The sequence below is a fragment of the Algoriphagus sp. AGSA1 genome (genome assembly GCF_021390545.1).
Lineage (GTDB): Bacteria > Bacteroidota > Bacteroidia > Cytophagales > Cyclobacteriaceae > Algoriphagus.
In genome coordinates this window covers 149,183-169,752 of sequence record NZ_JAJUWR010000010.1, presented here as the reverse complement: position 1 = coordinate 169,752, position 20,570 = coordinate 149,183, and the positions used below count along the sequence as shown (strand labels likewise).

General features: G+C 44.9%; 10 protein-coding genes. 6 read left to right on the top strand and 4 right to left on the bottom strand.

The window, feature by feature from the left end:
• Positions 1-247: 247 nt before the first annotated feature.
• From LZF95_RS09820 to LZF95_RS09810, 3 genes are all read right to left on the bottom strand, one after another.
• The gene (locus LZF95_RS09820; protein WP_233754816.1) at positions 248-706 is read right to left on the bottom strand and encodes a GNAT family N-acetyltransferase; all 459 of its coding nucleotides are present in this window, start codon (positions 704-706) and stop codon (positions 248-250) included.
• Positions 707-845: 139 nt separating this feature from the next.
• Positions 846-1,697 carry a sugar phosphate isomerase/epimerase gene (locus tag LZF95_RS09815; protein WP_233754815.1) on the bottom strand — a complete coding sequence of 284 codons (852 nt, stop codon included), beginning with the start codon at positions 1,695-1,697 and terminating at the stop codon, positions 846-848.
• A gap of 490 nt (positions 1,698-2,187) precedes the next feature.
• Positions 2,188-3,210: a ThuA domain-containing protein gene (locus LZF95_RS09810; protein WP_233754814.1), complete on the bottom strand. Its 1,023-nt coding sequence runs from the start codon at positions 3,208-3,210 to the stop codon at positions 2,188-2,190.
• Between the two features lie 191 nt (positions 3,211-3,401).
• On the opposite strand from LZF95_RS09810, the gene LZF95_RS09805 reads away from it, so the two are divergent.
• The gene (locus tag LZF95_RS09805; RefSeq protein WP_233754813.1) at positions 3,402-4,823 is read left to right on the top strand and encodes a Gfo/Idh/MocA family oxidoreductase; all 1,422 of its coding nucleotides are present in this window, start codon (positions 3,402-3,404) and stop codon (positions 4,821-4,823) included.
• A 286-nt stretch (positions 4,824-5,109) separates the two neighbouring features.
• On the opposite strand, the gene LZF95_RS09800 is transcribed toward LZF95_RS09805, so the two are convergent.
• Positions 5,110-6,156 (bottom strand): type IX secretion system membrane protein PorP/SprF, encoded by a 1,047-nt coding sequence (locus LZF95_RS09800; RefSeq protein WP_233754812.1) that lies wholly within the window; start codon positions 6,154-6,156, stop codon positions 5,110-5,112.
• Between the two features lie 81 nt (positions 6,157-6,237).
• Between LZF95_RS09800 and LZF95_RS09795 the strand changes: the two genes are divergently transcribed.
• The 5 genes from LZF95_RS09795 (at position 6,238) to LZF95_RS09775 (ending at position 20,470) form a co-directional block, all read left to right on the top strand.
• Positions 6,238-11,790: a gliding motility-associated C-terminal domain-containing protein gene (locus LZF95_RS09795; RefSeq protein ID WP_233754811.1), complete on the top strand. Its 5,553-nt coding sequence runs from the start codon at positions 6,238-6,240 to the stop codon at positions 11,788-11,790.
• Between the two features lie 95 nt (positions 11,791-11,885).
• Positions 11,886-12,638, top strand: a complete 753-nt coding sequence (gene yaaA, locus LZF95_RS09790) for a peroxide stress protein YaaA (RefSeq protein WP_233754810.1) — start codon at positions 11,886-11,888, stop codon at positions 12,636-12,638.
• 103 nt (positions 12,639-12,741) lie between these two features.
• Positions 12,742-16,230 carry a hypothetical protein gene (locus LZF95_RS09785; RefSeq protein ID WP_233754809.1) on the top strand — a complete coding sequence of 1,163 codons (3,489 nt, stop codon included), beginning with the start codon at positions 12,742-12,744 and terminating at the stop codon, positions 16,228-16,230.
• A 111-nt stretch (positions 16,231-16,341) separates the two neighbouring features.
• Positions 16,342-19,116, top strand: coding sequence for a hypothetical protein (locus LZF95_RS09780; RefSeq protein WP_233754808.1), 2,775 nt, complete (start codon positions 16,342-16,344; stop codon positions 19,114-19,116).
• A 115-nt stretch (positions 19,117-19,231) separates the two neighbouring features.
• Positions 19,232-20,470 carry a sugar MFS transporter gene (locus LZF95_RS09775; RefSeq protein WP_233754807.1) on the top strand — a complete coding sequence of 413 codons (1,239 nt, stop codon included), beginning with the start codon at positions 19,232-19,234 and terminating at the stop codon, positions 20,468-20,470.
• The last annotated feature ends 100 nt before the right edge of the window (positions 20,471-20,570 follow it).

Sequence of the window (20,570 nt, the reverse complement as noted above, 5' to 3'; positions counted from 1 at the left end):
CCCAACATGATAAATCTTTCCACGTAGGACTTGCTGTACAAGGCCCATGCATAAGTCGGAACCCGATCCTGCACCTTTTTCAATCCGTGACCAAAAGGAATGTACTTTCGCCAAGTGAAACAGGAAATAAAAGATCACTGCTGAGTGCCTCAGATTGGTCGAGAGGGGTTTTGCTAAAAGCGCAAATGAAAAGTAAATCTATTTACGTGAAGGATTGGAGCTGAGCCCCGATTGCCTGGAAGGTGTTCTAATTGGATCCCAATGTTTTTTGAAAACATACACTATTCTCAATTCCAATGTATTGGGCATAATTGGGAATAAGAGAATAACCTCTATTTTTATACAGTTCCACTGCCTCCACCTGCCGCTTGCCTGTCTCCAACACGCAGGTTTTATAGCCAAGTTCTACTGCCCAGGTCTCCAATTCTGTCAAAACCAAGGAGGCCAATCCTTTCCCCCTGGAAGCCGGCAAGGTGTACATGCGTTTTACTTCCATAGCCACGGCATCAAATCCCTTGATCGCACCGCAGGCTACCGCGGCACCATTTTCATAACATACCACCACATTCTTCAATTTATCGATCGAATTGAATTGATCGTAATAATCATGTTCTCTCCCATCCTTTTCGGATAGGTATGCATCCAGCAGTTTTACCAAAGCCACAAAGTCAGGATTAGAGGAATCGGTGCGAGTAAGTGTGATCATAGGATGAAGATAGAAAATTATGATTATACAAAACGACACAACTAGGCATATCCTCATGTATTAACTGACTGCCTATCTCGCCTATAGGCAGGGAGGGCCAATTCTTGATTCTAAAGTCTTGACTCTTGATTCTTCTAAGTCACAGCCCATACTTCTCACCCATTCCTCTAATAAGTTCAAATCCCTTTTCCGCCATATCCCAAGGCTGGGAGAAATTCCTCCACACGCCTATTGAATTGGCAAAAGCCGGATCATTTCTGGTGAAGCCTTCGATCGTCAGCCATCCCTTATAATTCACTTCTGCCAGTGCTTTGAAGGTCTCATCAAAATCCACATGACCGGAACCTGGTGTGCCTCGGTCGTTTTCAGAAATATGGAAGTGACCCAATTGAGGCGCAATAAACTTTATGGCATCTCCCAGTTTCTTCTCCTCGATATTAGCATGGTGGGTGTCAAACATCGCCTGCACATTTGGGTGATCGACTTTCCTTAAAAGATACGACAGCTGCTCCATGGTATTGCAGAGATAGCACTCAAACCTGTTAAGCGCTTCGGGAGTAAGTAAAACCCCGGCCTCTTTGGCATAATCCGCCACACCATGAAGAACCTCGGCCGACCAGTTGTATTCTTCCTCTATGGGTTCACGGGAAGCAAACACAGTGAAACCAGAATGAAACGGCCCGCATAGAACCTGAGCCTGCAGATCATTGGCTCTATCGATCACCCACTTGAGTTGTTCTGAGGCGGAAGCTCTGATTTTAGCATCGGGTGAAATTGGATTTTGAGCCGCTCCCATCACGGTCACCGCAGTCACTTCCAGGCCTATATCGGCACAGTGTCCCCCTACCAGCTTGAAGGAGGCCTCAGGTGATCCCCCAATAAAAAACTCCGCACCGTCATAGCCGATTTCTTTTAATCTATCCAGTACCGGCAACAAGCCCTCGGACATCTCTGCTGACCAAGCCAGCACATTAAAACCTATTTTGTTCATGAATTTTTCACTCAATTATTTACTTACATCATTCAGAACTTCATTATTCAAAATTGGACATTCATCATTCTATATTTTAATGATGAATGTTGAACGCTGAATGCATAATAATGAAGTCTGCTCCTCTACTAATTAAAACCCTTTACCCTCATTCACTTTATGAAACCTTTAGTTGGAATTATCTTTGAGTTTTTCCTTCTCTAAATGTTTGCTCCAAAATATGATCACAATTGATCACAATCGTCTGGAACATTTCGCTCAACTATTTCTCTACAAAGTACCACACTTCGTCTAAAATAAATTGCAAATATCTTAATTGTCATAAATATCTTATGTGATTATCCGCAATGATGCCAGTAACCATATTCTCTTTGCTTTACTGGACGGAAGACCGAAGACGGGTGACCGAAGTGGCCTTGATGCTGGTGTTTTCCGAATCCTATGATGCTTTTATTGTTTTACTGGCAGAAAAGCGGATATACATAATATCTTATTTAAAATCTACCACCTTCATCCCTTTTCGAAAGCTATCAAAGCCAAACATCGTGGGCTCGTAATTCCCCACAATATCCACAGAAAGCTCAGGGGTAATCTCTCCTGACATATCCAGGAGCCAGAACACAGAATTTAAAACCAGACGTCTCATATCCTCCACCTGAAAATCTAGCGAAGACCCCAAGGTACTTCCCATCAGCCTACCGGTTTTTCCTCCCTCCAGAGAATATTCCTTGGTCCAGGCGATTGGCATAATGGATTTATCCCACATCAGTGGCGATTCTGGTGTCATTCCCGCAGTGGATTGACCATATAGCAATACATTGGCATCAGGAGGCAGGTTCTTGATCGAATATACATCTGTAGGAGCCCAGATATCATCTATGCCACGCAAAATGGGATGATCCGCATCAGCATTTACACCATCTACCAAAGCGCGGGTACCTTCAGATTTGTGGATTCCGTGATGGGCGACCCAGGTTTCCCCTACTATCTGCTGTCCAAAGCCCCCTTCCCAGCCATTCACCTTGCTGTTCCAGTTCCACTTATAGAAAGGAGAGGATTGGTCTTTCACCGCAAAAGGATGTGTGGAAGTCCGTAACGCAATGAAGGGCTTACCTGATTGGAAATAATCCTCCAAATGTCTCATCTGATCGAGGGGCAAATCCCTGAAGCGGATCAACATAATCACCAAATCAGCAGTCTTCAAATGCTCTAGACCAGGAATATTATTCTGGAAACTCGGCACGATATCTCCCGTTTCCGGCTCAATAGGGAATAGCACAGTGGTCGTGAACCCATAATGTGTGGAGAGTATTTTTGCCATCATGGGCATGGACTCTTCCGAGCGGTATTCATCGTCACCTGCTATGAGCACCACATGTTTATCTTTTCCGGAACCATCTTTGCCTTCATACCTTAAAAAGGTGTTACCGCTTTGGGCTGAAACATAAGGAATTGTCAAAGCCAAAACTAGGCACAATAGAATCGCGGAAAATCTGAAAGAGATGTTATTCATGGTGTTATAAATATAAGAGGCGGGAAAATAGTAAAACTTTTAAGGGTTTGCATCCTGATCACAAATTTCTCTTTCGGTATCGATTCCGTTAATTCTTTTACCTTTCAACAGAAAAATGGCCAGTCTGCCGACAAAAATTCCCTACTTTTTCCATTGAAAATAATTTTGCTTACCCCAAATACCCTAAAAATATGAAAAAGGATAGAAGAAATTTTCTAAAAACAGGTTCTCTGGCTGCTTTTGGCCTCAGTGGAATATCCATCGTTCCTTCGGCAGTACTAGGTAAGTCTATGGGGCATATTGCCCCCAGCGACAAAGTAAACCTTGCTTGCTGCGGCATAGGAAACAGAGGAGCCCAGATCATCAATGCCCTTTATGATACAGGGCTTTGCAATATAGTCGCACTGTGTGATGTAGATCTGGGAGCACCACATACTACCGAGATTCTGAACAAATTCCCTAATGCAAAACGCTTTCAGGATTTCAGGAAAATGTTTGAGCAATTTGGAAATGGATTCGAAGCCATCACCGTAGGCACGCCTGATTTTTCCCACTTCCCTATCACCATGCTCGCCATGTCGGAGGGCAAGCATGTTTATACTGAAAAACCCATGGCGCGAACCTTCAATGAGGTAGCTCTTATGATGGATTCCGCAAAAAGACATAAAGTGGTCACCCAAATGGGGAATCAGGGACACTCCGAAGGCAATTATTTCCAGTTTAAAGCATGGAAAGAAGCCGGAATCATCAAGGATGTGACTGCAGTGACAGCCCACATGAACAGCCCGAGAAGGTGGCATGGATGGGATGTAAATATGCAAAGCTTCCCTAAAGCAGAAGCGATCCCCTCTACCTTAGACTGGAATGCCTGGCTTACCACCAGAAGCGCACATGATTACAATAAAGACTTCATCAACGGGCAGTGGAGATGCTGGTATGACTTCGGGATGGGGGCACTTGGAGACTGGGGCGCTCACACTATGGATACAGCACACGAGTTTCTGGATCTCGGTCTTCCTTACGAAGTGGAGCCGGTAATGCTCAAAGGACACAACCCATTCTTCTTCCCAATGTCAACTACGCTGGCTTTCAAATTCCCTGAACGGGGCGATATGCCGGCATTGACCTTGACCTGGTATGATGGACTGGATAACATTCCACCTGTGCCAGCTGACTATGGCACATCCGAATTAAATGCGGATATCCCTGCAGCCAGTACAGGACAGATCCAACCAGCCAAGCTCAACCCAGGCAAAATCATCTACGGCAAAGACTTAACCTTCAAGGGTGGTTCCCATGGCAGCACCCTTTCGATTATCGGGGAGGAAAAAGCCAAAGATATGGCGAGCAGACTTCCTGAAGTGCCGGAAAGTCCTTCCAACCACTTTGCGAATTTCCTGAAGGGCTGTAAAGGAGAAGAAAAAACCAGATCAAGCTTTGATGTAGCAGGGCCTCTTAGTCAGGTGTTCTGTCTTGGTGTGCTTGCACAGCAGCTAAACACAACACTCAAATTTGATAGAGAAACCCATAGAATCACTAACAATCCACTGGCTAACCAGTTATTGGCCGGAGAAGCTCCACGCCGAGGCTGGGAAGAGTATTATACACTATAATCAAAAATGAACTTTATCACCAAAAGCTGGAATGAGAGATCATTTCAGCTTTTTTTATTGGTTATTATTGTTGGGCATCTTATCGAGGCAATTCCAAGATGTGGCGAAAGCATTTCTTTCAAAAGCCTCGGGACTTAGCTTTTATCTTTATTCAAAACAAAAGAAATACCCAGAGGACTATGTGAAGGTCAAATCAAAATATAAAGCTGATAATCTTTTAGAGAGGTAGAGAGAAAACCGTAAGGGTAATAAGTCCCTAATTACGCCTCCTTGCGGGAAGTTTTTCTTAAAACTTAGGACATGGGAGTATGGTGTCACGCCTCCTTGGTTGACCTTGCTGGTTGTTTGGCAGAGTCCAGGACAAACTCAATTCATGTGCTCCGCCGGACTGAATCCCTAACTGCGACACCGTATAGTCGAAGCTATAGCCTACATTCAGACCGGAAAGCAGGTTCAGACCCACCATCATCACAATGGCATCGCGGTTACTCTGTTCCTCTACTCTTTTGTAAGGCAAGCCTCTGTACCACAACCCAAACACAATAGGCTCCACATAGAAATAGGCTCCCACATCCAACTGCTCAAATGGCCCCTGTTTTTTATAATTGACAGTAGGCGTGAAATACCGCTGTCTTCTCATATGTGTGAAATCGCCACGCATAGAACCTTCTCCAAGGGGTATCCTATACCCGGCATGGGCTGAAAACTTGACAGGAAGAGGACTATCACCATCTATAAAGGACTGATTGGGCTGATTTACATGATGGGCTGATCCCCCGACCCAGAATTTCTCCGTAAAAAAAAGCCCCCCAAAAGACAGGGAAAGCATATTTACAGGATCTCCCAACCCGGCGATATCATCACCCGGAAAAATAGGACCAAACGGGTCATTGGGATTGATCTGATTGGCAAAAATCAGGTTTTCGTAAAACCCTATTTCCCGTCGGATATAGCTCGCTTGAAAGCCCGGACGGAAATAAGCTTTTTCTCCCAATTTCAATTCGTATGAATAAATTGCTGAAATTGTGGTTGAACGCAGTTTGGAGGCTCCCTCGGTATCCTGCATCAACATTATCCCTATTCCTGAGTTATAGTCGTTCAGATAAGTATCGTAATAGGCAGAAAAGGTTGTGAATTGCGCATCAATGCTTGGCCATTGGTTTCTATAATTAAAACCAACTCTTCCCGTCAGCTCAGATCCTGCAAAAGCTGGATTTAAGTAAAGAGGTGCCGCGTAATATTGGCTATATTGCGGATCCTGTGCGTAGGCTGAGGTTCCCAGAAATAGTCCAACCACGCAAAGAAAAAGAACGTAAACCAGAGACCGTAGCAAGTATTTGTTCGTTAATTTTGAATATTCAGTAGCTTCTTAACGGTACAGATCGTATGTAGTTCAAGAAGTGGTTCGAAAATTATGAAAAGCAGCCCTAATTCCATAAGGTTACCTTATATTTTTATACTCACACTACTATTTACAACATTTGTATTTAATTCTACTGTGCGTGCGCAGGGATTTAACGACAATGAGTGGATTTTCGGGTATTGTGGTGGTACAACTGAGAACAATTACTTATCCTTTGGAAAAGGAAAAACACCTACAGTTCAATCAATTCCAGGCTCAATAGTATTCACCGAGAACAATTCCGCTCTTGCTATCGACCCGATTACCGGGCAGCCCCTTTTCGTGACCAATGGAGAACTGGTCTATGACTTCAGCCAGAACCCCATACAGGGGGTAGGTTCCGGACTCAATGGAAACATCAGTGGTATGCAGCAGGTAGCTACCGGATTTTTGGAGTACGACCCCAATGGCAACAAGCTCTTCTATATTTTCTATCTCTCGCTAGGAGGCGACTTGCTATATGCGGTGGTGGATATGAATGCCCCCGGCCAGGCCACAGGAAATGACAGACCTTTAGGAGAAATCACCTCCAAGGACAATTCCATCGGAAGTGGATCAGGTGCCATACTAGTAGTGAAAACTCCTGCTTCCCCCTCGTATCTGATCAGTTTTGATAACGGCAATCTAATCTCAAGGAGTATTGATTCAGGCGAAGGAAATTTCACTATTACTGACAATCAGGCGATTTCATCCACACCAAAAAAAATAGTCTTCAATGAGGACAGTAGCCAATTGATCATCATCCCTGAATCGGGCAATGACCCTATTATGGTATTGGATTTTGACAGCAGCTCAGGGACATTTGGAGCAGTTACTCCTATTGCCCAATCTCCAGGAGATGGGGAGTATGGCGGGGCGGACTTCTCACCAGACGGCAACTTCATATACTATTCCCGGGACAATGAGCTGCTGCGGATCCCTTCGGATGATCTAGCCGCTACCCCAGAAACCATTCCTACTGAACTTCCTGGGGATCAGCCAGAAGATCCTTTTGCTATTTATGACATCAAAGCAGGACCAGACGGAAGCTTATATTACCTCTACGAGGAAGTGGATGGTGGCCCTCAACTCATGGGGAAAGTCAGCAATCCAGACGAAGAAGATGAAACACAGCTGGAAGTAGAAGTGGATCCTTTTGCAGGGACAGACTTTTGCGGCACTGTATTTCCTTCTTTTGCACCCAATGCGGATATTGAGCCCACTGTTGATTTCACCTGGTCACCGGAGATGCCATGTGCCAACAATCCAGTCCAGCTCACCTCCCAACTGACACCGGAAAATTATAGACCTGTAAGCTTTGATTGGACATTTAATCCTCCCTTGCTTGATTCGGCAGGCAATGAGCTGGAAGTGGATTACTCTCAAGAACATTTTCTGATTCCTGCCGATGCTGCTCAGGAATCCAGCGTAAATGTCACACTTACAGTGACCTTTGCTGACGGGACCACCCAAACAGTGAACCACACCATTCCATTGGCAGAAAACAACCTAGAGGCAAACTTTTCCCCGCAGGACACCACTCTCTGCGAAACATGTCTGGATTTAGCCCCACTGCTCACCGCCCAAAATCAAGGTGGTGATGGTGAAGGCGGAGCTCCGGGAGGAGGGGGTGGTGGCGCCGGAGGAGGACAGGGGGGAGATGATAATTACGAATATTTCTGGTCAAATAAGCGGGATGAAGGCTGGGGACCTAAAGGTACAAACCAGGTCTGCAGCCCGGGGCTATATTGGGCTTTGGTACGCGAACCGGGCTCATCATGCTATGCATATGCTGAAATCCGTGTGAAAATGTGGGATGTACAGGATCAGACCAACAATATCTGGTACTTCGGTGACGGCGCCGGATTGGATTTCAATCCAGATCCTGATGATCCGGAAGCCCCTACCCCCCGACCTATAGAATCACGTCATCCACAAAATATCCCTGCCGGTACTACTACAATTTCCAGCCAAGATGGAGAAGTGCTGTTCTACACCGACGGTCAATCCGTATGGGACTTAAATGGGAATCTAATGGAAAACGGGGATGATATCGGAGGAGACAACACAAGCAGTCATGGAGTGATAGCCGTGCCAGTACCAGGAGAAGAGACGCTTTTCTACCTATTCACCTCCCAGCTATCAGCAAACGGAATCAATGAAGCAAAATACTCTCTGGTGGATATCAAAGCCGAAAACCCAACGGGGGTAGGAAATGTAGTTACTAAGGACAATTTTCTTTTCAGCCCATCTACCGAGCATACCGCGGCGCTGGATGCCGGAGATACTACATGGGTAATGTATCATGAACTTGGCAACAATACCTTCCGTGCCTATCCTGTATCCTCACAGGGAATAGGCCAGCCTGTACTCAGTTCTGTGGGAAGCAATCATGGCTTCAATTCGGGGGTAGGCTCAATGAAATTCAATTCCGACGGTGATCAGCTGGCAGTTACTATCTCCGAAGGAGGATGTAATAAACTGGAAATCTTTGATTTCGATTCGGGTACCGGGGAAATGACAGAATACGCCCGAATAGACTTAGGCTGTGACGGAGACGTATATGGAATGGAGTTTTCTGAAGATGGGGAGCGGGTGCTGGTGTCCTACAGAAACGGAGGGCCGGGAATTGAAGAATTTACTATCAAAGCCAATGAAAACGATGATCCTGATGCAGCTGTGTGTCCGGCATGTTTCGACGGGGCCAGCACCCGCGCCGCTATAGAAGCCTGTATCATCAGCACCAAAAATCAGGTGAGCGGGACACAAGGATTGGATTTGGGGGCCATTCAGATCGGACCCAATGGATCCATATATGTGGCAGTAGTGGGTGATAACAGAATCGGGGAAATAAGCACCGGGTCTGGATGTGACTCGCAGAGCACTTTTAATCAGGATGGAGTGGCGCCTATGCCCGGCACCTCCAATTTGGGACTTCCTTCCTTTGTTCAAAACTCTGGGAGTTCAATTCCAGAACCTAGCCTATCTGCACCTGCACGGATCTGCTTGGATGAAAACACCGCTGGTGCCTTATTGGAAGGCGGAGGGGAACCGGATATAGACAGTTATTTCTGGACGATCACCAACCAAGACAACGGAACCGTAGTAATAAGCGATTTCGGAGGCCCTGGAGAGGAATTTCAAACCCTCGAGCAACCCTTCGACACGGCAGGAACCTATCTGATCGAACTACGGGTGGATCGATGTGGTGACGCCGAATACTTTAGAGAGTCTACTGAAATCCAGGTGGATGAACCACCGGTACTTACGCTAGCGGATGATATAACCCTCTGTGCCGGCAATCCGATTACCCTGACGGCAATTGATGGCTATGACCCTGAAGAAGGATTATATGATTTTCAATGGATCAATGCCGCAGGACAGGTTTTCGGGGATGAAAACTCCAATGAAATCACGGTAGATGAAGAAAGTATATACACAGTAACTGTAAGCTACCGACTTCCTGACGGCCTTTCGGAAGAAGAAACTGAACTTTATGAAACCTGTCCTGCTACAGCAGAAATCTTTGTGGGACCTGCTTTTGAATTCGAGCTTACGCAAACAGCCGAAGAAGTATGCTATGAAGAAACTTCAGTGATTTTTGCTCCGGACACCCCGGTCAGTGGCGAATGGTTCTATGAATTAAATGGCGACCCCGATAGGGTCCCCCTTGGAGAATTCTTTGAATTGGAGCTTTGGGTCAATGATTTGCCGGGACCAGGAGCTTACGAAATAATTTTTGTTACTGAGGACCCGATTTTGGAGGGTTGTACGGTGGAGAAAAAATTAGATTTATTGGTAAATGAGCTTCCTCTTTTCACAGTTCAAAGTAATCCGGCGGAAGATTGTGCAACTGCTGACGGATCTTTTGAAATCACGATGCAATCACCTGCCAGTCTTGTCACTGTCCTAGACGAAGGAATAACCTTTACTAATGTGAATCAAGGAGATGTGCTATCAGTTCCGGATTTACTTCCAGGCCTTTATGTGATCGAGGCAGAGAATAGTACAGGCTGTTTCTATACCACAACAGTAACAGTGGAAAACAGTAATCCTCCGACTGGATTCGAGTACACAGTCGCCACTTCTGATGAGGTATGTGGCTCTTCCGGAGTAGAAGATGGGCTGATTACTATCAACCTCACCACTGTTCAATCAGGAACTTATAAATTAGTAAGGCAAGGGAATGGGCTGACTATCGAAGACTCATTCACCGCAACAGATCAGATTGACATTGCTGTGCCTCATGGAGAATACACAGTTGAAGTTACAGATCAAAGTGGCTGCGACATTCCAGATCCTACGAGCTACACAATTGCCCAGAAATTTGAAGTAGTCTTCTCTGTGCCATCGGATCTAACAGCCTGCGGGAGCTTCACTTTTGCGCCAACTTCTCCGGACGAATTGAACTATACAATGGCTAATTCTAACGGAACCGTCATTACTCCGGATACAAATGGAGAATTCACCATCACTGAATCTGACACTTACACAGTACGGGGAATGGATCCAACCGGAGAGAACTGCCCACGGGAAATCATCATTAATGCAAACATTACACAGTCCATAGATTTCGAAGTATCATCTCCAATCGTAGATTGTCAGGTAGGAGTGCAATATGAAGCAATTCTAGACAACGCAGATCCTGCTGATGTGCTTTTCCTTTGGAAAAATGAACAGGGGATAATCGTGGGAAGAAGACAAACTTTTGTTCCAAGCATAGCAGGAGATTATACCTTGGAAGTTCAGCCTTTAGCGGGTGGGCTATGCCCAGTGGACAAAAAGGAATTTACAGCTGAAATCATCTCAGAGCGGCTTGATGTCAGTCTTGATATTGTTCCATTCTGCGTAGATCAGACAAGCACGACGATTACGGTAGATGCGGATCTGACCAATGTAGCTGATTTCGAATGGTATTCTGTGGAAAATGGCACACGAACACGAATTCCATCTTTTAATGGGCCTATTATCGAAGTGTCGCAGGAAGGAACTTACGAAGTACTGCTGAGAAGTAGTGCTGGCTGTGATCTTGGCCGTGCCAACGGTGTGGTGGCCAAATCCATCATAATCCCACCAGTAGTGCCTGAAGGTTTCACTATATGTGCTATTGAAGGAGTCACTCAGTCCATAAATCCAGGTACCTACGATAATTATTCCTGGAAATTAAATGGTGTGGAAGTATCACAAGAGTCTGTATTCACTCCAAATGAAGGGGGAATCTATGAACTCACTGTTTCTGATAATTTGGGCTGCGAATACATTTCAACTATTGAGGTGGTGGAGGATTGTTCCTTGAAAATCATCTTCCCGAATGGTGTGGTATTAAATGACCCAAACAGAAACTTTATCCTTTATGCAAATGAGTACATCGATGATGTGGAAGTTTACATTTACAATCGCTGGGGCGAATTGATCTTCTATTGTACCCATGAAAACCTAGAACCCAACCAAGCATTCTGCCCTTGGAACGGGGAGGTTCGGGGCGAATTTGTTCCTAATGGAACATATGCTGTGGTAGTGAAGTTTACGAGTGAAGATCAAAATAAAACTGAAAAACTAACCAAAGCCATTACAGTAATTCAATAGACACGACTCCTCTTCGAATGACACTGACTGCCTGTAAGGCATCAGAGGATAATTGTCTATGCATCCTTGAAATACTATTAACAGAACAACTTAACATGCTTATCCTAATATCCCCGGCAAAAACACTGGACTATAGTGCTCCTACTTTTAAAGAATACACTTTACCTGATTTTCAAAATGACACCCGTTCCCTAGTAAGGATCATGAAAAAGAAGTCCGCCAAGGAAATAGGCAAGTTGATGCATATTTCAGATAACCTAGCCGAGTTGAACGAGGAGAGATTCAAGACCTTCCAGAAGGATTTTACCGAAGAGAATTCCAAACAGGCTATTCTGGCCTTTAAGGGGGATGTATATACCAAAATTGATGTTGACGAATATACCGCAGAAGATTTTGCTTTTGCTCAGCAACATCTAAGGATACTTTCCGGACTCTATGGGTTGCTGAAGCCCTTGGATCTGATCCAGCCTTATCGACTGGAAATGGGGATCAAGCTAGAAAACACCAAAGGAAAAAATCTCTATGAATTTTGGGACAAGAAAATAGCCAAGGCCATCAATGAATCGGCAAAAGGTACGCCTATCATAAATCTTGCTTCTCGGGAATACTTCAAGGCTGTTGATCAAAAAACATTGAAATCCCCTCTGATTAACATTGAATTCAAAGAATACAAGGATGATGGGTACAAAATCATCGGATTTTTCGCCAAGCAAGCCAGGGGGATGATGAGCAACTATGCCATCAAAAACAGGATCAAGGAGCCTGAGCGATTAAAAACTTTCTGCGGAGGAGGATATGAGTTTTCTGAACAATTAAGCAGCGAAAATAACTGGATTTTTGTGCGCTAATAACATAAACTACTTTAATGCTGACACTTAAATATTATTTTGTTTTTTCACCTATATAAAATTGTAACTTAGAGGCTATAAAATTTAATTTATAGCCTTTATTTTGACCCAAGCCTACCCAAAAATTATTTCCATCGCCATTTTGATTATATCAGTGGTTTTTTTTGCAGACGCGAATTTGGATTTAGGTAATCCTGAAGTTTTTTTTACTTCTGAATCTAGTTTCCAAGATGCTCCCGAGCTGGTAGGGCCTGATCGACTCTGCAATATATTTGGCAGTGTAGTAGGTGTTTTCTCAGGAGGGGGAGATTCCGCTACTGATGTCTATAAGTGGACGATCATAGGGCCGAACGGCACAGAGCTGTTTACCAGACCCCCTGGAGCGTTTCAGATTATCGAATACACATTTGAGCTACTCGGGTCCCATACCATTCAACTTGAGGTGAGTCGAGGCGGTAAATCCATTGCGGATTTGGAAAAAGTGGTAGAGGTAATAAAAGGGCCGTCGTTGTCATTGGCCGGTCAATATAAAATCTGTCCTGGTGAGCCTATAAATCTCCAGGCCATATCACCAGCAAGTACCAATTTCAACAATTACATTTTCAAGTGGGAGAACGAATCAGGGGAAGTCGTCGGTACGGAAAACACTTTAAACACCGATACTCCCGGAAGTTACAGTGTGGCGTTTTATGTCCCAGACAGCGATTCAAATCCGGTCTGCATGACCACATTAAACACCACAGTTGACATCCTTTCTGATATAGAGATAGTCCAGAGCTCAGCTACAGTCTGCCGGGACGGCAGTATCTTCTTTGCCTCCGACCCACCTATTGAGGGGGATTGGTACCTGACTGTTCCCGGTGAGCCAGGTAAAGTGTCCAAAGGATTTTCATCCTCCCTTACGCTTTTGCCAACTGAAGATTTGCCAATTTTTGGAGGATATTCCGTTGAGCTGGTTATTGAAAATGAAGACAATCCCACATGCAGCCCGAGGGCCATCAGCAATTTCACCTACAATGAGGAGCCAATAATTTCTATCACTTCCGTGATAGGATCCAGTGGGTGCTTCAATCCAGACGGAGCCTTAGAACTCTTAGCTGAGACTGACTTAGACGAAGTGACCATATCAGGTGCGGGATCCTACGGCCCCTTCCTTGCCGGGGAAACGATCACCATACCCAATCTAAAATCGGGTGGATATACCCTGTATTCTAACTTAAACGGTTGCCAAAACACACTCGGAGCGGTAGTCCACCTGAATGACCCTCCTACTATTCTTGCGTATGAGATTGAAAACATAGTTCCTGAATCCTGTACAGCAACAGGAAAAACCATCGGCTCCTTTGACGTCAAACTTGAAAACGGATTGACAGAAGGCTCCTATAAAGTCCTCACTGAAAAAGGCGATGTGGCAATTAAAGATGCTTTACCTAGTGAAAACCCATTCCGTGTGCGGTTAGCCGGAGGAAAATATTACTTTGAATTACTTGACAAAGATAGCTGCAAGCTACCCACAAGGGAGCTAGTCGAAATCCCCGGAAAACCGCAAACCTCATTCAGGGTGCCAAACCAGCTTACCATTTGCGGTTCATATGAGCTAATTCCAGAGACGGAAGAAAATCTGCTTTTTACCCTGACAGACCCCCTTGGCAATACTACATCCAAGATCGCAGGTGAGCCATTTACACTCGAAGAGGAAGGAGAGTACAAGCTTATCGGCATATTACCAGATCAAGATGATGTCTGTCCTTCGGAACTCAAATTGCAGGTAAACACCACTAGCCCGATTCCTTTTGAACCCATTCTTTTCAGTGAGGATTGTATCATAGGAAACAGGATTTTCGAAGCTGAGCTCTATGGTTTTGACCCCAGTCTGGCTGACTTTTACTGGAGAAATCCCAACGGAGAACTTGTAGGGACTGGGAAAAGGCTTTTTCTGTCCCCTACCTCCATAGGCACCTTCTCCTTGGAAGTACAGCCAAAAAACTCTGAAAGTTGTCCGATTACACCAAAGGAATTTACCGTAGAAGCTCCTGTATTATTTGTCGAGACTTCCATCGTTTCGACCAAATTATGTGAATTTGGCCCAGAAGCAATAGTAGAGTTAATCACTACTTCTCCTGAAGCCGTAACCGATATACGCTGGAGGAGATTTGATGAAACAGGAGAAATAATACAGCTGCCTGAATTTGACAATCAAAAAACAATCAACACAAGAATAGGCGGGACCTACGAAGCCTCTGCTTACAGCATCATTCCTCAGATCAATAAGAACTGTGAGCTGGGAAGAACCACTTTCCAGTTGGACCTGACCCCTGACAAAGTACAATTCAGTATTCCTGAGGAGCTTGTCATCTGTGACTACTATGAGCTGATACCTGATACGGATCAGACGTTAACATTTTTCCTGACAAGCCCTTCAGGCGAAGTTCTAGAAAAACCTTCCGGACAAGCTTTCACTATTGATCAATCGGGTACTTATACCTTTTTGGCCTTTGACACCAATAACCCTACTCCTTACTGCCCGGAGCAAAAGGAGCTTATAATCACCAAAACAGGGGCAGTGGATTTTCAACCGGTCTTAGCTGAGGAATTCTGTGATGGAAGCCGAATTTACCAAGCTTCTATACATAATTACGCTATGGAAGATGTAGAAATATCCTGGAGGAACAGTGCAGGAACAATAGTCGGAAACAATGAGTTTTTAACCCTGAACACACCGGGCATCTACTCTTTAGAAGTACAGCCTGCCGGTGTCATTCCCTGTCATATTTCACCAATAGAATTTGAAGTAGAGCCTCCAGTATTAGCGCTGGATGTCAGACTAATGGCAGAACCCCTATGTCCTGACTCCCAATCGGCTGCTATGTGGGTAGAAGCAGACTTCAACAAGGTTACTTCTATCGCATGGTGGTACACTTCACCCACAGGGGAGCAATATGAGTTGGTAAACGAAAGGAACAAAGAGGAAATACTGGCTGTCAATGAAGGCACCTACGAGGTTCGGCTGTCAGACCATATCCCCTGCCTTTTAGGATATGACAAAGCGTTACTACTAAGGAGCACCGATCCTATAAGACCTGAAGTGGAAGAGAGCTATCAAATCTGTCCTAAATATCAAATTGCGCCTACTATCAATCCTGGAAACTTTGCCAGCTACGAATGGTACCTCGAGGGGCAAATCGTCTCTACCAGCTCCAGCTATAAACCCTCAGCGATAGGAGATTATCAGCTTAGGGTATTCAGTTTGGAAGGATGTGCCTATGAGGCGGAATTCTCTACAGAAGAAGAGTGCGAACTTAAGGTCATCTACCCGACGGCAGTACAGCCAGGCAATCCTGACAAAGAGTTCTTAATTTACACTAATTACCTCATCGATGAACTGGACCTAGTCATTCTTAACAAATGGGGACAGGTAATCTTCCAATGTGTGCAGACCAACCTGATATCTGAGGAATCCACCTGCGCGTGGGACGGAACCTATAATGGAAAAAAAATCCCTAATGGTAATTATGCGGTACGGGTAAATTTTAAAAATTATGAGAAGGGTATTTCTAAATATGAATTGGGTTCCATATTGATCATTGAATAGCCCACAATAGGACAGTTTAAATCAATTGGAACATTTTTTGAGTCTGAGAGCTCGAAACCCACCCTGTGATCACGGGTGTTATTATCTTTGTACACACCCAAAATAAATAAATTGAATTCCGCAGAACAATTCCCAACATCAAAGGTTGGGAAGTTTTTGGTTTGGTTCTTACTATTTCTAGCTCCCCTACTACTAGTGGGAGAGGAAAAAGGAAGTCTAAGTAAACCCGAAGCCAAGTACATGGCCAACGTGGCTCAGGGAATAGCTGGCCCCACAGATCTATGCCTGACCCTTGGCTCTGCCACGGGGGATTATAGCATCATCGATCCTTCATCTGGAGAATACACGTGGTTGCTACAAAATCCTGATGGGAGCACCTCTACCATAACTAAGGGCGGGGCAGCTAGCGTGGGAACAATACAGATACGATATACCGTTCCCGGCAGCTACACATTGACCTTGGAGGAAAGAACCAGCCCCTCCGCCAGTCCTAATTCCACGAGTATCTCCATTACTGTCGCCAGAGGTCCGGGCATCATCCTAAAGCCTGATTACCTACTATGTGTGGAAAACATCCCCACTCTTCAAGCCATGGATCCAGCTGATCCGGATCTGGGCAAGTATGAATTTACCTGGGCCAGGGACGAAGAGTTTGTAAATGTGGTATATCAAGACTCAGGCGCATCCGGCAACGTGTTCACACCCACTGAAGAAGGCTATTATTATGTCCAACTTAAGCAGGCAGACGCTAGCTCCTCTTGTGAGGTGACAGCTGCCACCTATGTAGGACCACCTGTAGATTTTGAGTTTGTGCAGAACAAAGAGGAAGTCTGCCAGGGAGAATCCGTAAAAATAGAATTGGATACGCCTATCAATGGCGAGTGGTGGTATAGAAAGCAGGGAGATTCCGACAAAATCAGCTTGGGCAGCAGCTATGCGGTTACTTTGGGCAACACCCAATTTACAGAACCCGGGACGTATGATATAGGTTTTATAGCCAGTGATCCAAATTCTTCCTGCCCATCGGAACGGATCACGACTGTAAGACAAAAAGAAGGGCCAAAAATCAATTTTAACACTATAAACACCCCCTCCAGCTGCGGAGTCTCTGATGGCTCATTCGAGATGATAATCGTCAACGATATGGAGTCCGTAAGTCTCTTGGACGAAGACCTGAATGTCACTCTGGATTATGGTCCTCAGCAAGCGGGTGCTGTATTACCCCCAGTCACCGGACTCGAAGCAGGAATATACACGATTGCGGCTACGAATACAGAAGGATGCGCTGGATATTTATTTCATCCGCTTAATTTGTCTGAGGCTCCAGACGAAACGGATATTGTGACCTTCAAAGAAGAATGTGTGCTGGACGGTTTCAATATGGGTAGAGTAGAAATCACTTTTCCCAACGGCAATGTGACAGGAGAATACCGGATTCTGTCGGCAAACACAGGGATTTCTACCTACGGATCACTTTCAGACGGGAATTTCATTTCTGAAGATCTTCCTGGCGGAATTTATTTCTTTGATTTTGAATATGAAGAGGATGCGTGTCACCCACTTATCAAGACTTTTCGAATAGAAAGAAGAAGGGATGTCCCTTTCTCTTTGCCGGAGGTGATAGAAATATGCGACAGCTATGAGCTCTCCTTGCAAGCAAGCCTGGATCTAAACTTTGAATTGACTCAGCCTGACGGAACGATGGTCACAGCCAACACAGGGGAATCATTTTTATTGGAAGAGGAAGGTGATTATAGCCTATACATAGCACCTGTGGATGCTGATGGGGATTACTGCCCGATAATCCAGGAATTTAGGGTGGAAAAACTGGATGATCAGATTGATTTCAGCTATGAAGTCATTGACGAAAACTGTCAGGGTGATCAGATATGGGGTGTGGTCATGCAGAACCTTGATGTGGAAGACGCCATCTTCAGGTGGTATAACAGTGTGGGGGAAATCGTGGGACGCACCCGGGAATACCGACCTACGGAGTTTGGGGAAGTCTATCAGCTCACTGTGCAGCCCAAAGCAATGGCGGCCTGCCAGATCACGCCTCTTGAAATCCCTTTTGATCAGCCTATTTTAAGCGTGTCAGCTGTGCTGAGCTATGAAGAGGAATGCGATTTTTTTTCCGTAAATCTGGAAGTACCCGAAAATACGGATCAAGTAACCTGGATCGAGTGGACACTCTTTCTGGAGGATGGTAGTGCAGTAGATTTGGACGCGGGAGCTGAACTATATGATATTTCTGATGAAAGAACAGGAATATATGAAGCCATTATATATCGTGACAAACAGTCCGGTGGCCGCTGCGAAATCGCACGGGTAAATATATCAATAGAAGAAAGAACGCTCACCCCGAAGCCCGAGCTTGAAGATTCTTATCCTTTCTGCTCAAAAGGTAATGGTATCCCTGCTATCGATCCCGGCCCCTATGAGTCTTATTCATGGACCTATCTTACAGGAGATGTGGTAGTAGGCACTGATTCCACTTTTTTCCCTAAGCAAGCGGGGCTCTATAAATTAGCTGTGCTCACTGTGGAGGGCTGTATTTATGAGGAGGAATTCAGAGTCTATGACGTCTGCGATATTGACTATGTGCTTCCCAACGCCATGATCCTGGGTGATGCTGAACGGGATTTTAGAGTCACCGTGAGTGAAGGTGTATCTGAGGCAGAAATGTACGTAATCAATTCTACCGGAGAATTAATCCATTACGCAACAGAGAATGAAATAGGCTTCCAAGAGCCCATACTGCACTGGGACGGCAAGGTCAGGGGAGAATATGCTCCCTTGGGAACCTATGCGATAATTCTAATTCTCAGGAACCCTGAATATGGTTTGGATGAAAAAATCACCAAATCCTTATTGATTTTGGAATAAAGCGGGATTTGCTGAGAACATTTTTTATCAGCGGGAAAGCTGAATGCGATATTTTTCCTATTTTTCCACCTTTGGAATCATTCACTCACAACCCAAAATTCAAAAACCTATCCATATGACTCAAACCATCAACAAGTCGGCACTCTTCAACGCAAGTTGTTTTGCCCTCATTACCACCGCCTTTACCTTCTCTATCCGAGCGGGAATCCTGCCCCAACTGGGCGCCGAATTCAACTTATCCAATGAGCAACTCGGATTTATCAATTCCATGTGGTTCTTAGGCTTTCCTATTTCAATGATCCTAGGAGGGCTTCTTTATCATAAAGTAGGCCCGGCCAATATCATGAGGGTTGCTTTTGTGATGCATACCCTGGGTATTCTTCTTACCATCTATGCCGGTGGATACACCACCCTGTTGCTTTCTACCCTATTCATTGGTTTTGGCAATGGCTGTACTGAAGCTGCCTGTAACCCACTGATCGCCGATATGTACACCGGTGATAAAATGAATAAAATGCTGAACAGATTCCACATGTGGTTCCCAGGGGGGATTGTGGTTGGTAGTTTGATTTCAAAATTCATGACAGATACAGGTGGAGTAATGGCACAGTGGCAAACCCAAATGTGGGTATTGATGATACCAACAGTCATTTATGCTGTCTTGTTTTTTGGAAAAGCATTCCCAAAACCTCAAGTGGACGAGGCGATGTCTATCACTCAGAACTTAAAGGCAATGATCTCCCCAGTATTTATTTTCCTATTTGTCACGATGTCAATTACTGCCATCACTGAATTTGGCACTACGCAATGGGCAGAAGTAATCTTGAGTAGCTCTGGTGCCAGTGGCATGTTAATTCTGGCATTGACTACAGGTGTAATGGCTGTTTCAAGATTCTTTGCCGGCCCAGTGGTCTCTAAATTTGGTCAAACAGGTATTTTGTTAATAGGAGCGGTTTTGGCGACAATCGGTATATACATGTTCAGTGTTGTAACAGGACCTTTGGCCTATGTAGCTGCTGTAATTTTCGCTCTTGGAGTGGCTTATTTCTGGCCTGTCATGGTAGGAGCTACAGCTCAAAGAGTACCGCTAAGCGGTGCATTGGGCATGTCAATCATAGGCGGAGTAGGCATGTTCTCCACTGCAATCTGGCAGCCGGTTATCGGCAGCTGGATCGATGGTTCAAGAGCCACTATGGCTGCTGAAGGCAAGATTGGTGAAGCTCTTGAGCTAGCTGCCGGGCAAGCCACGCTTCAAAAGTTACTTCTATTTCCAATTGTATTGATTGTCTTATTCACCATATTCTACTTCTGGCAAAAAGGAAAAAAACCTGCTGTCACCGCAGCAGCTCACTAAAACTTAAAAGCAGCTTTCGGGCTGCTTTTTTTTATCCAATCCCTTACTTCCTACCCTGTCCTCCACAGTCCTTGAATCTTTAGATCAACAGGCTCAACTT